Annotated in this window: 18 protein-coding genes, 1 other RNA gene and 3 pseudogenes; 5 read left to right on the top strand and 17 right to left on the bottom strand. The window is 45.8% G+C overall.

The features are described from left to right. Nucleotides 1-98 precede the first annotated feature (98 nt). The 4 genes and pseudogenes from KT99_RS05230 to KT99_RS05245 form a co-directional block, all read right to left on the bottom strand. Nucleotides 99-1408, bottom strand: a pseudogene (locus KT99_RS05230) (DUF6444 domain-containing protein). A gap of 163 nt (nt 1409-1571) precedes the next feature. Continuing rightward, nucleotides 1572-3356, bottom strand: a complete 1785-nt coding sequence (locus tag KT99_RS05235; RefSeq protein ID WP_005497742.1) for a tetratricopeptide repeat-containing diguanylate cyclase — start codon at nt 3354-3356, stop codon at nt 1572-1574. 5 nt (nt 3357-3361) lie between these two features. Beyond that, nucleotides 3362-3580 (bottom strand): hypothetical protein, encoded by a 219-nt coding sequence (locus KT99_RS05240; protein WP_005497743.1) that lies wholly within the window; start codon nt 3578-3580, stop codon nt 3362-3364. 168 nt (nt 3581-3748) lie between these two features. Further along, the gene (locus tag KT99_RS05245; protein ID WP_005497745.1) at nt 3749-4570 is read right to left on the bottom strand and encodes an SAM-dependent methyltransferase; all 822 of its coding nucleotides are present in this window, start codon (nt 4568-4570) and stop codon (nt 3749-3751) included. Between the two features lie 481 nt (nt 4571-5051). Here KT99_RS05245 and KT99_RS05250 point away from each other — a divergent pair, with 481 nt between their 5' ends. Further along, nucleotides 5052-5561, top strand: coding sequence for an outer membrane protein assembly factor BamE (locus KT99_RS05250; protein ID WP_005497746.1), 510 nt, complete (start codon nt 5052-5054; stop codon nt 5559-5561). 78 nt (nt 5562-5639) lie between these two features. On the opposite strand, the gene KT99_RS05255 is transcribed toward KT99_RS05250, so the two are convergent. Then, nucleotides 5640-5972 (bottom strand): RnfH family protein, encoded by a 333-nt coding sequence (locus KT99_RS05255; RefSeq protein WP_005497748.1) that lies wholly within the window; start codon nt 5970-5972, stop codon nt 5640-5642. A gap of 84 nt (nt 5973-6056) precedes the next feature. Further along, nucleotides 6057-6488 carry an SRPBCC family protein gene (locus tag KT99_RS05260; RefSeq protein WP_005497749.1) on the bottom strand — a complete coding sequence of 144 codons (432 nt, stop codon included), beginning with the start codon at nt 6486-6488 and terminating at the stop codon, nt 6057-6059. A gap of 302 nt (nt 6489-6790) precedes the next feature. Here KT99_RS05260 and smpB point away from each other — a divergent pair, with 302 nt between their 5' ends. Together smpB and ssrA are read left to right on the top strand one after the other, a co-directional pair. Then, nucleotides 6791-7288: an SsrA-binding protein SmpB gene (gene smpB / locus KT99_RS05265; RefSeq protein WP_005497750.1), complete on the top strand. Its 498-nt coding sequence runs from the start codon at nt 6791-6793 to the stop codon at nt 7286-7288. Between the two features lie 213 nt (nt 7289-7501). Further along, nucleotides 7502-7856, top strand: a transfer-messenger RNA (tmRNA) gene (gene ssrA / locus KT99_RS20525). Between the two features lie 399 nt (nt 7857-8255). Here the strand turns inward: ssrA and KT99_RS23515 are convergent. Next, nucleotides 8256-8423 (bottom strand): annotated as a pseudogene (locus KT99_RS23515) (IS3 family transposase); the annotation flags it as partial. Between the two features lie 133 nt (nt 8424-8556). On the opposite strand from KT99_RS23515, the pseudogene KT99_RS05275 reads away from it, so the two are divergent. Both KT99_RS05275 and KT99_RS23245 read left to right on the top strand, forming a co-directional pair. Then, nucleotides 8557-8859, top strand: a pseudogene (locus KT99_RS05275) (IS30 family transposase); the annotation flags it as partial. A gap of 235 nt (nt 8860-9094) precedes the next feature. After that, the gene (locus KT99_RS23245; RefSeq protein ID WP_269764041.1) at nt 9095-9220 is read left to right on the top strand and encodes a hypothetical protein; all 126 of its coding nucleotides are present in this window, start codon (nt 9095-9097) and stop codon (nt 9218-9220) included. Between the two features lie 119 nt (nt 9221-9339). Here the strand turns inward: KT99_RS23245 and cobS are convergent, their stop codons facing one another. Genes cobS through KT99_RS05325 form a run of 10 tightly spaced genes read right to left on the bottom strand, consistent with a single transcriptional unit; the run spans nt 9340 to nt 18339 of the window. Further along, nucleotides 9340-10113, bottom strand: coding sequence for an adenosylcobinamide-GDP ribazoletransferase (gene cobS, locus KT99_RS05280; protein ID WP_005497753.1), 774 nt, complete (start codon nt 10111-10113; stop codon nt 9340-9342). After that, the gene (locus tag KT99_RS05285; RefSeq protein ID WP_005497754.1) at nt 10113-11456 is read right to left on the bottom strand and encodes a cobyrinate a,c-diamide synthase; all 1344 of its coding nucleotides are present in this window, start codon (nt 11454-11456) and stop codon (nt 10113-10115) included. The genes cobS and KT99_RS05285 overlap by 1 nt, the downstream gene beginning before the upstream one ends. Continuing rightward, entirely contained in the window at nt 11456-12913 is a 1458-nt protein-coding gene (locus KT99_RS05290; protein ID WP_005497755.1) for a cobyric acid synthase, read from the bottom strand. Before KT99_RS05290 ends, KT99_RS05285 begins: the two co-directional genes overlap by 1 nt. Further along, complete coding sequence (locus KT99_RS05295; protein WP_005497756.1) at nt 12910-13971, bottom strand: hypothetical protein; 1062 nt, start codon at nt 13969-13971, stop codon at nt 12910-12912. The genes KT99_RS05290 and KT99_RS05295 overlap by 4 nt, the downstream gene beginning before the upstream one ends. Nucleotides 13972-13990: 19 nt before the next feature. After that, nucleotides 13991-14620 carry a histidine phosphatase family protein gene (locus tag KT99_RS05300; protein WP_005497757.1) on the bottom strand — a complete coding sequence of 210 codons (630 nt, stop codon included), beginning with the start codon at nt 14618-14620 and terminating at the stop codon, nt 13991-13993. Beyond that, nucleotides 14614-15174 (bottom strand): bifunctional adenosylcobinamide kinase/adenosylcobinamide-phosphate guanylyltransferase, encoded by a 561-nt coding sequence (gene cobU, locus KT99_RS05305; RefSeq protein ID WP_005497758.1) that lies wholly within the window; start codon nt 15172-15174, stop codon nt 14614-14616. The genes KT99_RS05300 and cobU (KT99_RS05305) overlap by 7 nt, the downstream gene beginning before the upstream one ends. Continuing rightward, a complete protein-coding gene (locus KT99_RS05310) occupies nt 15167-15994 on the bottom strand; it encodes a cobalamin-binding protein (RefSeq protein ID WP_005497765.1) in 828 nt (275 codons plus the stop codon). Before KT99_RS05310 ends, cobU (KT99_RS05305) begins: the two co-directional genes overlap by 8 nt. Beyond that, entirely contained in the window at nt 15991-16527 is a 537-nt protein-coding gene (gene cobU, locus KT99_RS05315; protein WP_005497766.1) for a bifunctional adenosylcobinamide kinase/adenosylcobinamide-phosphate guanylyltransferase, read from the bottom strand. Before cobU (KT99_RS05315) ends, KT99_RS05310 begins: the two co-directional genes overlap by 4 nt. Beyond that, entirely contained in the window at nt 16524-17537 is a 1014-nt protein-coding gene (locus KT99_RS05320; RefSeq protein WP_100067617.1) for a FecCD family ABC transporter permease, read from the bottom strand. The genes cobU (KT99_RS05315) and KT99_RS05320 overlap by 4 nt, the downstream gene beginning before the upstream one ends. Then, nucleotides 17524-18339 (bottom strand): ABC transporter ATP-binding protein, encoded by an 816-nt coding sequence (locus KT99_RS05325; protein ID WP_005497770.1) that lies wholly within the window; start codon nt 18337-18339, stop codon nt 17524-17526. Before KT99_RS05325 ends, KT99_RS05320 begins: the two co-directional genes overlap by 14 nt. Nucleotides 18340-18372: the final 33 nt, after the last annotated feature.

Below are 18372 nucleotides of genomic sequence, written 5' to 3' on the forward strand. Positions count from 1 at the left end.
CCCGTTATCTCCACCCTTCTGTTTGGTTGTTCCCCATAGGTAAAAGCATAACATCAAAACATTTCAATGACTGTAAGCGTTCACCAGAAGGGCGTTGACTAAGCTGACACCAGGTCAAACACGTCTGGGTATTCTCTGTTGCCTACAACGGCTGTAACGATCTTACTTATCACTGTAATTAGCGATAACTGCCGTTTTTTGCATGTTTCAACCACTGACAGTAACCGGGAACGGAACTTCTCCCCTCGATCTGAACGGGTGCCATAGCAAATCTTACGCATGATCACGCTACCACGCTACCACGTATGCAGCGTTCTGCTTCGTTATTGGTCAGAGGAGTGCCTGGGTGATTAAGAAATACCCATAAGCCTTGCTCATATTTGAGAATATGACGGCATCTGCCAGCATAGCGTGAAGCGGGCACATTTCCCCCGCACTCAAGCCAGCGCTTAATACTGCGCCTTAGTCGTTGCATTCGCCGACGCCACATTATTTCCTCAACTTCACCGGATTCATATCTATGCTGGATGCGAAATACGGACTTGAAAAGCAATACCAGTCGGTTACCAATATTCGCAGTGAGGCCTTTTCCTGAATAATCGGCCATTTGTTGTAAATTGCGTAGCACCTGGGCTAGGCAAAACTGATGACGCTCAGGGGCTATCCAGTTGTAGCTCGGACATTGGTCGCTCACTACGATAGCTTGAGTCTGTGCACCTAATACCGATTTGGCGGCATCCTTATTGCGAAAGTATTTCACCACTTGGAATACCGCGTCAGCATACTACTGACTCGTCCTTGAGCCTCAGAAATCAGGCCTGTAGAGAAATGAGTACCATATTGGTCTTGCAGTAAACGTTGAATTTTTCGTACGCTCAGATGATATAAACCACTGAGCACAGCTACGTAGCTAAGCAGTCTTGGTCCCATCTGGCCATCAGAAGTATCCTTAGGTAAGGTGCCTTTGCTCACCGTATTGCATTGCTGGCAACGTCCATGAAATAGCTGATATTCAGTGATATCAAGCTTAGGCTCAGGCAGCTCAAACACCTGATGACGATAACTGGGAGACTTATTGGCAGTCACTTCACCACCACAATCGGAGCAACAGGCCCCTGGCAAACAAGCGATTTGCTCATCGTTTTCGCCGAGTTCCGCTAGTGGTCTTTATGCCCCGTATGTCCAGGTTGAGCGCCAACCTTATTTCCACTACGAGGCGTTTGAGCTTTTTTCGCTCGGCCTTATCCGCAGGGGAATCAGAGGAGGGTGATTTGGATGAGTGACGAGAACTGAGCATCAACCTGTCTTCATACTCACGTAGCGTTTGCCAAAGCTCACGGATAAACAGGTTGGCTTCGCTGATATTATCAATCGAAGGCGGCTCTTGCTCGAATTGTTTTAATCTTATGCTTACGAAAGCGTTAACACAAAGAAGATGGCGCGCAACAACACACTAACAATTACCAAGGTATGTTTGTCGTTCAACATGGGGGAAAACATTGGTTAAATCTAAAAAAACTTATAAAAAAATCAGAATTATTGGATTACTCATGCAGAAGTAACCTAAACCACTATCTTAGAGCCATCTTACTCTTTTGATAACCTGAGCGACTCTGCTCTATCTCAGGCTTATAAAGCGTGACACAGTTGCGCCCCTGCTCTTTAGAATGATACATGGCGATATCGGCTCTGTGCAGCAAGGGATCTAAACTCAAGTCATCTTCACTACTGGTCGATACGCCAAAGCTTGCCGTGATAGCAAAATTGTGGCCAGAAAATCTGGTCTCTATTGATTGAATAAGGCCGCGATACTCTTCCGCCATGATTTTCGCTTTAGCTTCATCCGTATTAGGTAAGAACAGGGCAAATTCTTCACTACCGAAGCGTGCAAAAACATCATCGCTGCGACTGGCTTTATTGATCACTTCCGCCACCTTCTTTAAAATCCAATCTCCGGTACCATGGCCATAGTTATCATTGATGCGCTTAAAGTGATCGAGATCGAACATGATGACACTAAACATTTCTCTCTTCGAAGCAGTCTTGATAAAACTGTATTCGGCAATATTCTGCGCCGTGCCACGATTAAAGATACCCGTCAGTGCATCGTACTGGGCCAACTGTTTATATTTACGCTTCTGCACTGTCATCACCAAAGCGAAGATAGCCAATACAACTAGGCCACCGAAAATGAGCGTATTCATCATCCGCTCATTTCTTCGTTTCGATTCAGTCAAAGCAGCTTTAGCCGTATAGAGTTCACGGTCTTTATTGAGCAGGTTAATTTCACGATTCTTCTCGCCATTTTCAAACTTAGCCATCTGGTAAGCATTCGCCTTGGCTTTAGTATCATCGAGTAGAGCAGTACTAATACCTTGATATTTCTCCATATATTGATAAGCCAATTCGAAGTCACCTCTTTTATTATAAATTTCGGCCAACACTTTTGTTGCTCGCTTCTTAAACTCTAAGTTACTGGGCTCATCAGGAAGTTCAATAACAATTTCAGCATATTCCTTGGCTTTTTCAATTTTTTTGAGACCCAAGTAGCTTTCAGAAAGAAGAGCATATATATGGTTGATTTCTAACATATATTGGAAAGGTTGGTAACTTAATAAAGCATCAATGAAAAAAAGGTTCGCATTTGAATAATTACCTTTTTCAAGCTCAACCATTCCTAGGCCTTTTATGGACATAGCATCAATCAGAAGAAATCCATTTAATCGACAAAACTGACTACTAGCTTCAAAACCCCTTGAAGCATTATCTAATATCCCAAGTTTCAATTCTGAAACTGCTAAATACAGCTTTGCATGACACTGATTTTTTAAACTTATACCACTACCTAGTTTAACTACTTTTAATGCGTATTGTTTTACTTCATCAAATGCTTGAATCGCCGAATATAGACCCGCTAATCGAATATATGTTTTAGCCTTCAGTTCAACATCCTTCAATTTTTCTACCAAAGAAGAATTTAATGAAATAATATCTAATGCTTGCTGATACTCGTGATAGGCTACGAAAATAGTTGCTTTATGCAAGAAGATAGAAGTTTTAATTAAGGTAGAGGGTTGGAGCTTTTCTGCTTCATTAAGGAAAACTATTGAACTTTGATACTTACCATTTATAAGCTCCCTAGTTCCCTGCAAAACTAGGAATCTTGCATGTTGTTCTAAATTAAATTCATGCTGACTTTTAACTAAGTTTTCAATTAGTGAGTTTGATTTGTCAGCATCTAAAATAAAATTCTCTAGATCATCTAATAATCCATCAAAACCTTCAACTTTTGCAGCTGCCACTGAAGTAACAATAAAAGTGAGCAGTGCTAATAGCAATAGCTTAAAGGTCTGCATGTAAACTATTTATTTTTTGGTGAACTAATAACCTGAAAATATCTGCTTTCCAATTTATCCCCAGACAGAATTTTAAGCTTCTTACTCTCACCAGACAAGACGGCCTTAATCTCTTCATCACTCAATCCATTGGCCTTCATCACACCTGCTGGGTCTTTCTTATAGGCATCCATCAGATCTGAATCAGAACCTAGTTTTTCAAAAAAATCATTAAAGTTAGACATTAACACTTCCTTTTTGTAATAATTATGCGCTTCAGCGCTGTTATAGCTTCTTCCAGACTTTCTTCTTTCTTCTTAAAACTGAACATTTTTTTGCAAACTGGCGGTTTACTTGATAATGCATAACTCTGTGTTCATGCAGCTAACTGTCACCCTTGCCAATAATGATATTTAACCTAAATCCGCTGCGGTGATGCCTAACTTGGCCAAAATGTCATGATTAACCTCAAGCTCTCTAGACGGCGGAATAAGCAAGGTGCTGATGGCGCTTAACGGTGCGAAAGGCAGGTCTTTTAAAGGTAACTTGTCAATTCTAGGTTGCTGTATCGGCAAGTTTGGCGCTTCGTAGAGGATGATTTCATGATCGAGTGGATACCATTCATTGAGCTGTTCCACCAAGACTCGCAAGCAATCCGATGAAGTATGAAACTCGGTCAAGGTGTGCTCACCTGCGATGCCTATCTGCCACAATAATAGCTGTGTCGTTGGGTCCGGTGTATGTTTGTAAAACATAAACTGACTCGCTTCAAAACTCTGATGGCCAGAATTACCAGGATCGATACCTAAGTCGGCCCATAAACAGGCCTCCGCCGAAATACCCGGCTCCATCTTAGCGCTGTATCCTTCTTCCCTCGCCAGCTCGATAGCAAAGTGAGATACACAGGAAAATACCCCTGGATGACCGTAGAGTGCACAAACCACTTTCTTACCATCGCGAACGGCATTTAGAATGGCTTGCACCATCTGGTCATAAGTATCACGACGGTTCTTAATTTCGTCACCTTGAGCATAGTAAGGCTGCAGGCTACGAACGTCACTATTGAGGTTTCCCAGCCAACGCTGGGCAAACCCATCTGGCACTAAGGAAAACACCACATCGGCATTTTCTATGTAACTCTTGCTAAGGACACTTATCTGACCGGCTAGATTTAAGCCGGTACCGACACAAACCAGGCTACCTTGATGACATGTACTATTTTGTAGCGTCGGCATTATTTAAGTTCCCTAAGAGAGATCACTCATCAGAAACACATTCTCGTAACTTTTTTGTTACTTTGCAAGTTCTTATTGCTAAGAATAACAAAGTTAAATAAATTATTATGTTGCGGTTCAAGTTAACAGTTTAAAAAACTCAACTCGGTACATTTGTTACAACTTTGTAAGGTTCTAAATCTAAACTATCTTATGTAGCCTGCAGCCTCCTGACAGGGGACTGAATTTTCGACATGCAACACACTCTTTATACCTGACTTATCGCTGAGTTTTACACCTGATTTTTTACCCACAAAATCGACCGATAAACCTATAATACTAACGATTCTGAACCAATCGAAAAGATGATGATCGAATCAAGCTGTCTTATCCAAGAGATTGGCAGGACTCAAATTAACGCAATAATGTTCCATCAACCCTTGTCACAGTAGCTTGTGCTTGGGTATGATGACCGATAGATTTCTATGAAGTAGTGTATTCAATGACAATTAAAAAGAAGAGTCTTACCCTTTTGGGCGCCGCTGTGCTCTCGTTATCAGTAACAGGATGTAGTGTATTTGACTGGTTGATCTATAAGCCAGATATTCCACAAGGTAACTATATGGAAACTCAGCAGGTAGAGAAACTGCGTATTGAGATGACCAAGGAGCAAGTTGAATACATACTCGGAAGACCCGTATTACATGACAGTTTTTCCGACGATACTTGGTATTATGTGTATCACTTTAAGAGTGGACGTGATGCCAGTATTATACACAAAGAGCTGATCATTCACTTTGAAAATGACATGCTGACTAAAGTAGTGGGAGATTACGATCTTGCGGAAGATTTTGACACACCACTAGACCAGAGTCGTCTTCCTGATGCGCCTATGCTAGAAACTGAAGCTGAAAACAGTGAAGAGCCCTTGCTCCCAGAGCAGCGTCCTGAGCCTGTGCCATTAGTAGAAGAAGAAACTTCTGAATATCAAGCAGAAAAGAAGTTTGAATAGCAGAGGTTTAATTGAATAATAAATGAATAAATCGATGAGTTCCTGACATCTGACGTTAGGAACTCATTCAATTCTATTCTATATCTTTGCGCCCGTTATCTTATTTATCCGGCCTTCCTCTTTGGCTTTTTCGGCACGACGTCGTCGCACATCTTTCGGATCGGCGATCAAGGGACGATAAATCTCTACCCTTTGCCCCGGTACTAAGACTTCGTTATGCTTAACTGCACGGCTAAAAATCCCTAGCTTGACCGTTTCAAGGTCGATTTCAGGAAAATAGGTTGTCATGCCACTCAGTTCCACCGCTTCAATACAGCTAGTCCCCGGCGCCACGTTTATCTGGATACGTTTTTGCTGTGTGGGTAAGGCATAGATGATCTCTACCGCAAAATGTTCCTGCTCTATGTTCATCAATTTATCTCTTTCAATATGAATCAAGCTAACAGCACTTAGCTCCTAGCTTATAGCTAGAAACTCTTAGCGAGTAGCTGACGACTATCGATAAATCACTTTCGCCCTGCTGGTAAACGCCGTCACCATAGATGACATCAAGTCTTTAAACACCTTGCCGAAAGCCAGCTCAACGAGAGAGCTAGAGAATTCGAAGCTTAACTCGAAATCTATCTTGCAGGCATCTTCGGTCAATTCAGTGAAGCGCCACTCGCCGAGCAGATGCTTGAAAGGGCCATTTTCTAAAGAAAGCTGAATACTCTTACCCGGTATGACTTGATTACGAGTCGTGAAGGTTTTACTAATACCGGCTTTAGACACATCTACAGATGCGAGCATAGTCTCGCCGTCAAATTCAAGCACCTTGCCACCGACACAACCGGGCAAAAACTCTTTATAGGATTCAACATCATTGACGATTTCATACATCTGCATTGCACTAAAGCGCACTAACACACTGCGGGATATTTTGGGCATTCTACTCTATTACCTGAAACAGTTTATCTCAACAATTTGATTAAACCAGTTGTCGAAGACAATCACCTAAACGAACGCTAAAGATGATCACTAATGATAGGATTTTAACACGATCATAGAAAAACGCATATTCACCTCTTCCTAAAGTGAGATACCTAAAAGCAGCGTTTGCCTAATTCCCCCTCAAAACTGGCTTTATTTGTTCGAAAAGCAAGCAAACCCTCATTATTCTGCAGAAATATTTGAATAATTCGTCGGCAGCAATTCCAAAAAAACTTGTCCCTGCGTATAATAGTCTGCCTATGGCTAAGAAAAATGCAAAAAAATCAAAAAACTCCTCCGCATCGATTGCCCGTAATAAACGCGCAACCTTCGACTATAAATTCGAAGAAAAGATGGAAGCAGGTCTATCCCTAATGGGATGGGAAGTTAAGTCTATTCGAATGGGCAAGGTTAACTTGTCTGAAAGCTATGTGTTTATGAGAGACGGCGAAGCCTTTCTCTTCGGTTGTACCATAGCGCCATTGAATACCGCATCAACCCATGTCGTCTGTGATCCCATGCGCTCGCGTAAACTTCTGCTCAAACGAAAAGAGCTTGATAAGTTACAAGGGCTCGTCGATCGTAAGGGCTACTCTATCGTACCCATCTCTATGTACTGGCAGAAAGGTGCCTGGGTCAAAATTGAGATTGGTCTAGGTAAAGGTAAGAAAGAACACGATAAACGTGAAGATACCAAAGATCGTGAATGGCAGATTGAAAAATCTCGCACAATGAAAAAATCCGTACGTGGTGAATAGCACTCCCGTCTCTCCGGCAATGCTTTTAAGCCGGAGTCCGGTCATGAAACGAAGCTTTAAATGATAAAATGCTTGGTGCGAACAATGAATAACCAATCATTTCCTGAAAACAATAAAAACACGCAAAACGTACGCATAACGAACAAACGATATACCGAGTTGCAAAACACGCTTGGTAATAGAGTAGTAACGCGTTACAATCAAATTGTACTTGGGGGCGATTCTGGATTCGACAAGATTCTCGAAACCCTGGGAGCATGCCGAGGGGAGGTTGGCCTCGTAAAAAGCCTCACTGTTATAGTTGCTAACGACTCTAACTACTCTCTAGCAGCTTAGGCTAGCTAGCCATCTTGCCGAAACTTCTCAAATGGGTTTGGTTTATAGATGGTCATCTTACATTTGATAGCGAGGGAACCACGTTCAGGGGTGAACCGCGAAATAGTACTGAACTCGCCAATTGCAATCCTGTCTTTCGGAGTGTACTTGGTTAATTAAAAGAGAGACTAAGCATGTAGTGCCTTGGATGTAGGCTTTTTGGACGCGGGTTCGAGCCCCGCCGCCTCCACCAATTCAGAAAAAAAGGGTCATCAGTAATGATGACCCTTTTTTTATGCCTGATTTTTATTTAACGCAACAAAATACGCAATGATAGAATCAACTTATTCTTAAATAAAGAGTTCTAAATTCACTATGCCACTTCAGTTGTTTTGTTGTTTTAACTTAAATTTGTTGTTAGTCGATATAACTTCTTGTTAATGATTTTGACCTGTGGAGCACGCAATATGGGGCATTAACTGTCTTGTCATTAACAAAATCGTGATAGGATCCGGCATTAAATATTGGCGCTGTTGTAGCGAAATGTTGTCTACCCTTATCATTGAGCGTCATTGATTCTCGTGTTAAATGGACCACGTTTAACAGCCATTCATGCGGTCATGCGTTTTGATATTGCCCAACCCACTATTCAACTGGAATGTAAGCCCATCACTATAGCTAGGTACATCCAGCCTTGATGCGTCCTTAAATAGGTCACATCATCAGCCCAAACCTGATTAGCCTGCATAGGATTAAATTGCTGATTCAGTAGGTTATCTGCAACGCTATCACTGTGTTTACACTTCGTCGTTACCAGGTAATCTTGATGACCACTAGGCCGAGCTTTCGCATGATGCTACGAGTGCGGTATAGATCAAGTTCTCGTTCGCTAATGATTTAGCGGGCCTGACGCTGAGGTAATACAATAAGTGCAACAGATTAAGGTTGAAAACCATACTGCATTGACAATAACCTTGGATAATGGCGGTGAGTTTGCAGGCCATATGAAGGTTCATGAAGCGACGGGAGCGAAGGTTTATTTTGCCAAACCTTATGCGAGTTGGCAGCGAGGAACGAATGAAAATACTAACGGTCGGATTCGGCGGTTTTGGCCTAAGAAATTCGACATGGCTAGGCTGACGGAGGAGGAAATCGAGAACAGGATATTGCAACTAAATTTAACACCAAGAAAGATATTAGGCGGGCTAACACCCCTCGAGGTCTTTACTGGTAAGCGTGTTGCACTTATTGCTTGATTCCAGCACTAACCAACCATAAAATGCACTGGGAAGTGCTTCCATGCTGCTGGCGTGAGCGAGCGATAGGGTTCCAAGTACCCTGTTTACTGGGTGCTAGGCAAGCAACTGTTCATTATTCAACCAACGAATTTAATGCGAACGATTTCCATTATGAACAAACTTTGACTAAACTTTGTTCATTGAAGATGTGTATTTATAGGATATGGCTATATTCCTATGAAAGGAGAATCTCATGAAATCTACATCGCTCACCACAAAATTATCTTTGATCTCGATGGCAATACTCTTGTCGGCATGTAGCAGTATAGATAATCAATCGCCCAGAATGAATAATCAAGATGAGCAATTGAATTATTAATCGAGGTTTATAACCTTTCTCATTATTATAAGAATGGTTGGTCTTTTTTCATGTCTGATTTAAGACCAGATTAAGCAAGTCTGGATTAGTTATCGGCTCGGTTTATCTGAGGTGATGACTCATAATATTACCGTGGTTTGATAACTGTATATCGCAAAGAACACCAGTCCGACAATTTCGATGATCTGTTGAGTCGCACCTAAGGCGTCACCGGTATAACCTTGAATGTGTCTTTTCATCAATTTAATCATGTAGATAAATGTCAGTAGCCAAATGCCGATCAAAGTCATGGCCACCGAAATAGGCAGCATCAGCAGAGGTAAACCACCACAGATACATAAAATTATTCGATTCTTAATCGGTAGCTCGGCATCTTTCTGCGGCGTTTTATTGTTGCTATCATCTCGGGCGTAAGGTAGGTAAACCGCAACGAGACCGGCTATTGTTCGACTGCCTGCATGGCAGATGATCAAGCTAGTCGCGGCCATGGCCAACGGCATTTGCCCGAGTGTTACTAGCTTTAAGGCAAAAGCACAAACAAGCGCCAACACACCATAAGCCCCTATCTGACTGTCTTTCATGATGGCGAGTTTACGGGCTTTCTCCCAGCCACCACCAAAGCCATCACAGAGATCGGCAAGGCCATCTTCATGGAACGCGCCCGTGAGTAAAATAACCCCAACTAAGGTGATAATAACTGCCAGTGGCTGTCCCATTATCGGGGCTAATGATAATAATATTAAAGCTGCCACACTCCCTATCAATAAGCCAATTAAGGCAAACCAGCGGCTGGCTTGGACGATGGCCCAACTATCGCAGGCAACCCAGCTAGGCATTGGCAGCCTGGTGAGAAAACTCATGGCCGCCAATATCGCCCCAAGATGGCGCTTCATCACGCTTGCTCCACGGCTCTGGCTAGCTTACCGAGGAAAATATCACTCGCCAGTGTCGGATTGCTAGGCAAATACCAATGCACATAAGAGGCCAATGTATTGTGGTGCAAGTAAACAGCTTCTGGCATTCTAATGCTGCCCGCTTGCGAGGCTGTACAGATAGGCGTTAAGGCAATGTCGGCTTTTGAATAGTGGAAACAATGACCACGAAGCGACTGAGTGCCTATATCGGCAGTCAGCATGCCTAGGCCCTGCAATTTAGATTCCATTGTCGCCTCACCGGGTAAGGCAGCCACCAGTTTCACCTCCTTCCCCTGGCGATCACTGAGGCCAGCGAGTAGGTACAACATGCCTCCACACTCGGCTAAGGCGGGCTTACCATCCTGGATATGGGCGGCAATGTCGCTGAGCATCGCGGTATTTTGGCTCAAGGCCTCGAGGTGGAGTTCAGGGTAACCACCCGGCAAATATAAACTGTCGGCCTGAGGCAACTCGGTGTCATTAATCGGCGAGAAAAAGCACAACTTTGCACCCAGACTTTCGAGCAAAGATAAGTTGTCACGATAGAGAAAAGAAAACGCTGCATCACGTGCAACGGCTATAGTTTGTCCACTCAACAGTTTATTTATCACCGCTGGCGCGTCTGCAACAGTCTCTATTGCGGCCTCGAAACAGATAGGTTCTGGCAGGGGCAGATCGACACTCTCACCCAGTACTTTAGCCGCATATTCGAGCCACTCTTCGACGCTTTCCATCTCTTGGGCTTGAACTAATCCCAGATGTCGCTCTGGTAAGGCAATACGACTATCTCGCGGCATAGCCCCACAAAATTCGATGCCATCGGGTAGGCTAGCTTGCAACATCTTGGCATGTCCTGGGCTGCCGACATAGTTAGCAATCACTCCGAATAAATTAACATTGTCTTGATAGTGCGCCAGACCGTAGGCGATGGCACCGAAAGTCTGCGCCATCTTAGCGGCGGGAATAATCGCCAACAAAGGCACCCCAAATCTAGCCGCAAGGTTGGCGCTGCTATTCGCGCCATCGTACATTCCCATGACGCCTTCGATGAGAATGAGATCCGCTTGTTGTGCCGCCAGATAAAGATGCTGCTTACAAGCTTCCTCCCCCATCATGCCAAGATCTAATTGGTAAGCCGGCTCTCCGGTGGCAAACTCGTGAAAGATAGGGTCGATGAAATCCGGGCCAGTTTTAAACACCCTGACTCGCTTACCTTTATTGCGCCAGTACCTTGCCATTGCGGCAACAATCGTCGTCTTGCCACTGTCACTGCTCGGTGCAGTAATTAACAAAGCCGGACAATATGCCTTTTCAATACTCATTAATGCCACCCTTCTATGCTGCCAAATAAACTATCGAGATCCAAAGATTCCTCTAGGCTGTCGGCTAAGCGGTTAAGGTTACTTTCACGCAGTTGCACCATATCTTGAGCTTTCTGATGCTGATAACCCGCCCAGTTAAGCAGTGCATCACAGGCTTGGGGCTCATCGAAGATACCGTGCAGATAACTGCCAAAAATTTGATTGTCGCCGCAAATTGCACCATCGGCTTGGCCATCGAGCATAACGGGTTGAGTCCCCTTCACCTCACTCACCCCAGCATGAATTTCATAGCCTTTGAGCGGGTGAGTCGCCCCATCGAGCCTGAGTTCACCACTGACTTGCTTAAGAGTCTTTTGTTTGCTGAGAGTGGTTTGGACATCCAAGTAGCCCAAGCCGACACTCTTTCCTGGCTCCCCTTCGATACCGAGTGGATCATCTATGCTTTGACCTAGCATTTGATAGCCACCACAAATTCCTAATAATTTACCGCCGAAACGAACATGACGGGCGATTTGCTTGTCCCAGCCCCGCTCCCTGAGCGCCTTTAAGTCACCACGAACACTCTTGGATCCGGGTAAGATGATCAAATCTGCCGGAGGAAGATCTTCACCGGGTTTTATAAATTGAAGATCGACACCCGGGTGTAACCTAAGTGCATCGAAATCGGTGTGATTACTGATCCTCGGCAGGCCAGGCACAACCACTTTGAAGTGGCTACCCTCCTCTAATTGTTGCTGGTTAATCGCATCTTCGGCTTCCAGATATAAGCCATGCAGATAAGGTACTACCCCAATCACAGGCACACCGGTTTTCTCGGTGATCCAGTCGAGTCCGCCTTGCAGCAGGCTCACATCGCCACGAAAACGGTTGATGATAAATCCCTTAACCAACTTCTGTTCAGCCGAGGATAACAGCTCAAAAGTACCAAACAGGTGAGCAAATACGCCGCCCCTATCGATATCGGCGACAATGACCACTGGGGTGTCGGCGGCGAGGGCGAAACCCATATTGGCGATATCGTTATCGCGTAAGTTGATCTCCGCCGGGCTACCGGCACCTTCGACTATTCTAGCCTGCATGCCTCTGCCTAATATCTCGAAGCTTTCTAATACTGTATTCAATAATTGAGGCTTAAAGGCATGATAGGTGACCGCATCCATGTCTTTAATGGCATGACCTTGAACAATAACTTGCGCGCCGGTATCTGTGTTCGGCTTGAGCAGTACCGGGTTCATATGCACGCTCAGGGGTAAATTACAGGCTTGTGCCTGCACGGCCTGAGCGCGACCGATTTCACCACAGTCGGCAGTAACGGCACTGTTAAGTGCCATATTCTGGGGTTTAAACGGCGCCACACGGATGCCTTTTCGAGCAAGAACGCGACACAGTCCTGCCACCATGATGCTCTTGCCTGCATCACTCGTCGTGCCTTGCACCATTAATTTAAATCCACTCATGCTAAGATTTCCTGTTCGAAATGATTGAGGTGTTGCTCTACCGCTTGCTCTAAAGCCTGAATAATATCTGTTTCCTCCCAGCCCAATTGTTCCGCCAAGACGAGACAACCACCCAGACCACAACCCTCCACGACTTGACCACGTTCATAAATCTTGAGGCAATCGAGTTTAGAGGTATTGAAGTTGGTGCTATGAACGTTGAGTCGATACCAAGGTTGCATATAGTCTAATATCTGCTGACCATCACCTTGCAACACCCAACGAGTGGTGTTTATGGTAACGGCTTGAGCCAATTTATTGGCTTGTCGACAAGCGAGCAGGGGAGCCACAAACATCATCCCGCCACAAAATTGTGGCAAGGCCATATTTTCTGGCCAACGGCTAAGCAGTTCACACAAAGCCTGTTGAATACTGTCATGATATTCTGGGTCTCCAAGGAGTTTATCCAGATTAAACTCAGAGTCATTGCCAGCCAAATAACGCCTCTCTAATTGCCGTAAAATCTCTGCCTTGTTGGCCAGTTTGTGCTGATCTGTGGTGCTTCCTGCCGGGGTGAGTTTCAATCCCGTCAACAGCCGCAACCAGAAGGTTGAGAAGGTGGTACCACCGACGCCGCACTCGGCCAGAATACTGATGCAACCTCGCTCAGATTGTTCGACCAGGGTGGGAAGTAAGTGCTCGCCAACTAAAGTGGAAGTGTCAGCATCTAGGCCGCCAAAATGCTGGTTTTGGCTTAACCAGCTCTGCTGCGTGACTCTGGGCCGATGAACATTAAAATTGAAGCTGTTAAATTCAATTTTATAACCAGCCTGGTAAAACATCCTCAGCAAGCCTCGGGTCAAGACTGCCGGACTGACACCTCGATTCAACAACAAGCCATCACCACTTACCTTGACTCCGGGTAAGGAGGTTTGACTCTGACCACAGACAATAAGCTCGGTATCACGCGTAGGGGTATAATGCATCAAATTTCGTCCAACCCCCGCATCTGATAGTTTATGCAGATCGGGAAGATGAGTCGCCGAGGCATTGAGTATGTTGAAACAGATAGTTTTCATCACGGGTTTCCATCGAGCATTATAGGGAGGGGGGAACGCTTGGATTCAGCAAGCCTTGTAATCTAGGCCAAAGCTTATCTTCATCGTCGAGATAGGTATTAAACTCAAGTATCGCGGCATGATCTAACTGAATTCTGCTCAGATGCGGGTTACCTTGGTGCGCCCCACTCATCAACCAAGATAAGGTGATCCGCATGACGCCAGAATGTGTCACGATCAACACACGTTTCCCCCTATATTGCCGACTGAGTTGGTTAATACTCTCACTAACCCTAGCCAAGAGCGCGACGCTTGTTTCACCTTCCGGCGGAGTATGTATAAACGGATCGTGCCAATATTGTGAGTAGGCTTGCCGTTCATCCTCCCATAAGCTGGCGATGGACTTTCCATCCCAGAGGCCGAAATCGAGTTCTTGCCATTGTGGCAACACCCGCAATTCGGCTCCTCGCTCTGTTGCTAAACGACTGGCAAAATGCTGACAACGTATGAGGGGGGAGCTAATAATGATATCGAAATTAAGCGTTGCGGCACTGCGCCGCATCTGCTGCCAACCTTGTTCCGTTAGGGCTGGATTGGTACGACCCAATAAATGGCCTGCTTGTTCAGGCAAACCATGGCGAAGCAGCATGAAATGTGTGGTATTCAGCATAATTCTCTGCCGTCATGTACCACCGAACACTCGCCTCTGGCTTTCAATGCCGGTTGTTTCAAAATCAAGGGGAGCGCTCCCTGGCAGAAGATCACACTATCGGCGATGGTGGCAATTTTTTGTAGCATTTCACCACTAGCCCTGACAAATTCCTGGCTCATGTCATCGAGTGGAATAAGGCCCCGACCGACTTCGGTACTGACCAGCACCACATGGGATTCCATGCGCGATAATGTTTGGCAGAGTCGATCTATTTCGCTATCTAAACACGCCTTTGCCATGAGTTGATTGGTGAGCCACAGCGTTAGACAGTCGACAATGATGCAGCTATTAGCACAATCAATGTCCCGCAGCGTATCACTGAGCTCGACAGGCACTTCTCTCGTGGTCCATTCACTGGGGCGTTGATGCCGATGTAGTGTAATTCGAGCCTGCATGCTGGCACTGTTTAATGCGGTCGCTATATAGGTTGTGGCCTGCCGTAATTGGCCAATTTCTTTTTCAGCCAAGGAGGACTTGCCGCTGCGGGCACCACCAATATATAGGCTAATCATGTTGGAGCTGCCGACGAGCGGCGTCGATAATTTCACATATTTGCGTCATGCCTTGCAACACTCTAGGACCGGTACGATAGATTAAATCGCCATCAATGTTGACGATTTGATGGTTAGCGACTGCGGGGATTTCCGGCCATGCTTGCCACTTGGTATCGGCTTGACTCCTGTCACCATGAACGGGTTTGATGATCACTTCGGGCAATCTTGCTAATACCTGCTCTACGCTTACTTGAGGGTATTCATTGACACTATTGGCGAAGACATTGTTGCCGCCACAACCTTGGATGATCTCATTCATCCAGCTACTGGCTGAGGTCGTGAGTGGCTCGGGCCATATCTGTAAAAAAACATCCACCACGGCTAGGTGTTGATATTGGCGTTTGAGTGCCGCCAGCGTCTGGCTAAACTCCCGTGCAACACGAGATGCTTGCTCTTCGTGCCCCGTTTGCGAACCCAGTTGCAGTAAACGCTGTGGAATTTGTTCTAGCTCAGTGACCCGGGTATCAATAAGCTTAAACCCAAGCGCTTGCAGACGATTCGTTAATAACTGTGAGACCGAAGTTGAATCGAGCACCACAGCATCCGGGTTAAGTAACAGCATGGCTTCGAAGTCGAGAAAGTCATGTCGACCAATACGAGGGATCTGTTTTGCCACCTCAGGGTAATCGGCATAGGCAACTGTACCTATGATGCCGTCACCGGCCCCAATGACAAACAGCATCTCTACGGAACTAGGCGATAACGCCACTAAGCGTTGCGGTTTGGCCACGACACTGTAACTCAGCAGTCCGAGCAATATGATCCATATTGTTTTCATCTTTCTCCCTCGACAAAGGACTTGAATATGAGAGGTAACCCGGCAATGACGGTGGTGACTCGGTCAAGCTTGCTCGCTAAGCTTTGGTTGAGCCATCCCGACTCATCGACAAACTCGCGGGATAATTCTCCCAGAGGTACCACCCCCTGACCCACTTCATTACTGATAAAAATCACTTCACCAGCAAGTTGACTGACGACATCGAGTAAGTCTTGTTTAGCCTGTGCCCAGTTCCGATCGCTCAATAGAGTGTTCGATAACCATAAGGTCAAACAGTCAACTAAAATCAGGTTATCGGCGCGACTTGACTGCTGCAGTGCGACCGTGAGATCCAGCGTGGTTTCAACCAGCCTCCAGTCTTGAGGTCGGTTTATTTTATGATGTGCGATCCGCTTTGCCATCTCGCCCGCGGTGACTTCTGCGGTCGCGATAACGATAACCTCACCCGAGGTGCGCGCCTGCCAGTCGAGGGCATATTCTTGCGCGAGACGGCTCTTTCCTGAACGAGCACCACCTATGATTAACTGTTTCATTTTCTTAGCCTATGTCTACGTTTAATCAGTAAACCAATGAAGAAGACGCTACCCAACATGGCCGTCATCACTCCGACCGGTAACTCTTGAGACGGTAATATCTGCCGAGCCAATAAGTCGACCCAAACCATGAGCACCGCGCCCAGCAGGGCGGTAGTGATGAGTGAACTCGCACTCGCCGAGCCAGTCAAAATCCGCACCACATGGGGGATCATCAGGCCGACAAAGCCGATGCCACCACAGGTTGCTACCAGAGATGAGGTCATTAAGGCGGTGAGTAGCAGCATGCCTAGGCGCAGTGGCAATACGCTAACACCCTGAGTCTGAGCACTCTCGTCACCGGCTATCAAGGCTTGTAGCGGCCGATGAAATTGATAAATAATAAGGGTGGCAATGATCACAGTGAACGCCGGCAGCATGAGTGAGCCCCAGGTTGCACGACTAAAGCTACCCAAAGACCAAAAGAGCACCATCTGAGTGGCTTGAGGATCACCGAAATACAAAATAAGGTTCGCCATCGATGATAATAGAAAAGAGATGGCGACACCGGATAACACTAAGGTTTCGACTTGGCCGTCTCGCGCCATGACCATCACCACAGCGACGGCAATCAAGGAGCCTAAAAATGCACATACTGGCAAGGAGAGCACAGAAATCCCCCCGGTTAAGGCTAGTATTGCGCCCAGTGATGCACCGGCAGAAATACCAAACAGATAAGGGTCGGCAAGTGGATTTCGCGTCACGCTCTGGAGTACCGATCCCGATACCGCTAACCCGGCACCACACACCATAGCCATCAGGACTCGCGGCATCCTAAGTTCAACTATGATACGGTCGGATATAGTCGCCATTGGGCCGGGTTCTATCATTGAATTAACGGCACGCCAGATGGCACCGACTACATCGACCAGGCTGATATTGGCAGTACCCAGAGCGATGGCGATTAAGGGTGAGATGACAGCCACAGGGATCAAAGCCGTCAGGAAAAGGGTTGGATTACACTGCCGCATGGCGAACTCCATCAAAATGAAAAGTGACTCTTGGATGGATGCCTGTCGGGTGCCTGTCGACATCCGTCTTGATACCGTAAATATTCTCGATACTCTCGGGAGTGAGTACCTGTGCTGGAGTACCATATTTGACCAGTTTCCCCTGCCTGAGTAGCAAGAGTTTATCGCAAAATGCACTGGCAAGATTAAGATCGTGGATGCTGGCGACGACAGTAATACCTAAAGATTTAATTAACTGGAGTATTTCAACCTGATAGCCCACATCGAGATGATTGGTTGGCTCGTCCAATAATAGTATTTCGGGCTTTTGCAACAGCGCCCTGGCGATAAGGAGTCTTTGCTGCTCTCCACCAGACATAGATTCAAATAATTGGTGCCCTTGAGCGGATAAACCGACTAAATCCAGTACCCGGTCGACTTCAATTTTCTCTTGAGCATGATCGATGGTTTGCCACCACTTTTGGCGGTTAATCAGCCCGGTGGCTAATAGTTGCCTCCCCGTCATCGAAAAGCCTAACGGTGTGTGCTGCAAAACCACCGCAACTTTCGTGGAAAACTCCTGCTGCGAAAAAGTGCGAATATTTTTACCATTGAGATATACCTCGCCGCTACTGGGGCGCATGTACTTATACATACACCTTAATAACGATGACTTCCCGACACCATTGGGCCCCAATATGCCCAAAAAACCACCTCGTTCAACAGAGAAAGAGATATCATCCAGCACCCGTTTTTCTGGGGTTGCCCAACTCAAGTTACTCACTTTCATATGGGAGTCTGGCAGAACCATAGTTATCGGCATTAGGTCTGTATCCAATTTAAGCGCCGAGTGGAT

The sequence above is a fragment of the Shewanella benthica KT99 genome (genome assembly GCF_000172075.1).
In the GTDB taxonomy this organism is placed as follows: Bacteria; Pseudomonadota; Gammaproteobacteria; order Enterobacterales; family Shewanellaceae; genus Shewanella; species Shewanella benthica_A.

What these genes read in the sequence shown, in the direction of transcription:
- KT99_RS05245 (WP_005497745.1), bottom strand. Translation starts at nt 4,570, where the DNA reads ATGCCGACGCTACAAAATAGTACATGTCATCAAGGTAGCCTGGTTTGT.
- KT99_RS05240 (WP_005497743.1), bottom strand. Translation starts at nt 3,580, where the DNA reads ATGTCTAACTTTAATGATTTTTTTGAAAAACTAGGTTCTGATTCAGAT.
- KT99_RS05250 (WP_005497746.1), top strand. Translation starts at nt 5,052, where the DNA reads ATGACAATTAAAAAGAAGAGTCTTACCCTTTTGGGCGCCGCTGTGCTC.
- smpB (WP_005497750.1), top strand. Translation starts at nt 6,791, where the DNA reads ATGGCTAAGAAAAATGCAAAAAAATCAAAAAACTCCTCCGCATCGATT.
- cobU (WP_005497766.1), bottom strand. Translation starts at nt 16,527, where the DNA reads ATGAAACAGTTAATCATAGGTGGTGCTCGTTCAGGAAAGAGCCGTCTC.
- cobS (WP_005497753.1), bottom strand. Translation starts at nt 10,113, where the DNA reads ATGAAGCGCCATCTTGGGGCGATATTGGCGGCCATGAGTTTTCTCACC.
- KT99_RS05285 (WP_005497754.1), bottom strand. Translation starts at nt 11,456, where the DNA reads ATGAGTATTGAAAAGGCATATTGTCCGGCTTTGTTAATTACTGCACCG.
- KT99_RS05295 (WP_005497756.1), bottom strand. Translation starts at nt 13,971, where the DNA reads ATGAAAACTATCTGTTTCAACATACTCAATGCCTCGGCGACTCATCTT.
- KT99_RS05255 (WP_005497748.1), bottom strand. Translation starts at nt 5,972, where the DNA reads ATGAACATAGAGCAGGAACATTTTGCGGTAGAGATCATCTATGCCTTA.
- KT99_RS23245 (WP_269764041.1), top strand. Translation starts at nt 9,095, where the DNA reads ATGAAATCTACATCGCTCACCACAAAATTATCTTTGATCTCGATGGCA.
- KT99_RS05235 (WP_005497742.1), bottom strand. Translation starts at nt 3,356, where the DNA reads ATGCAGACCTTTAAGCTATTGCTATTAGCACTGCTCACTTTTATTGTT.
- KT99_RS05290 (WP_005497755.1), bottom strand. Translation starts at nt 12,913, where the DNA reads ATGAGTGGATTTAAATTAATGGTGCAAGGCACGACGAGTGATGCAGGC.
- KT99_RS05310 (WP_005497765.1), bottom strand. Translation starts at nt 15,994, where the DNA reads ATGAAAACAATATGGATCATATTGCTCGGACTGCTGAGTTACAGTGTC.
- KT99_RS05320 (WP_100067617.1), bottom strand. Translation starts at nt 17,537, where the DNA reads ATGCGGCAGTGTAATCCAACCCTTTTCCTGACGGCTTTGATCCCTGTG.
- KT99_RS05260 (WP_005497749.1), bottom strand. Translation starts at nt 6,488, where the DNA reads ATGCCCAAAATATCCCGCAGTGTGTTAGTGCGCTTTAGTGCAATGCAG.
- KT99_RS05325 (WP_005497770.1), bottom strand. Translation starts at nt 18,339, where the DNA reads ATGCCGATAACTATGGTTCTGCCAGACTCCCATATGAAAGTGAGTAAC.
- KT99_RS05300 (WP_005497757.1), bottom strand. Translation starts at nt 14,620, where the DNA reads ATGCTGAATACCACACATTTCATGCTGCTTCGCCATGGTTTGCCTGAA.
- cobU (WP_005497758.1), bottom strand. Translation starts at nt 15,174, where the DNA reads ATGATTAGCCTATATATTGGTGGTGCCCGCAGCGGCAAGTCCTCCTTG.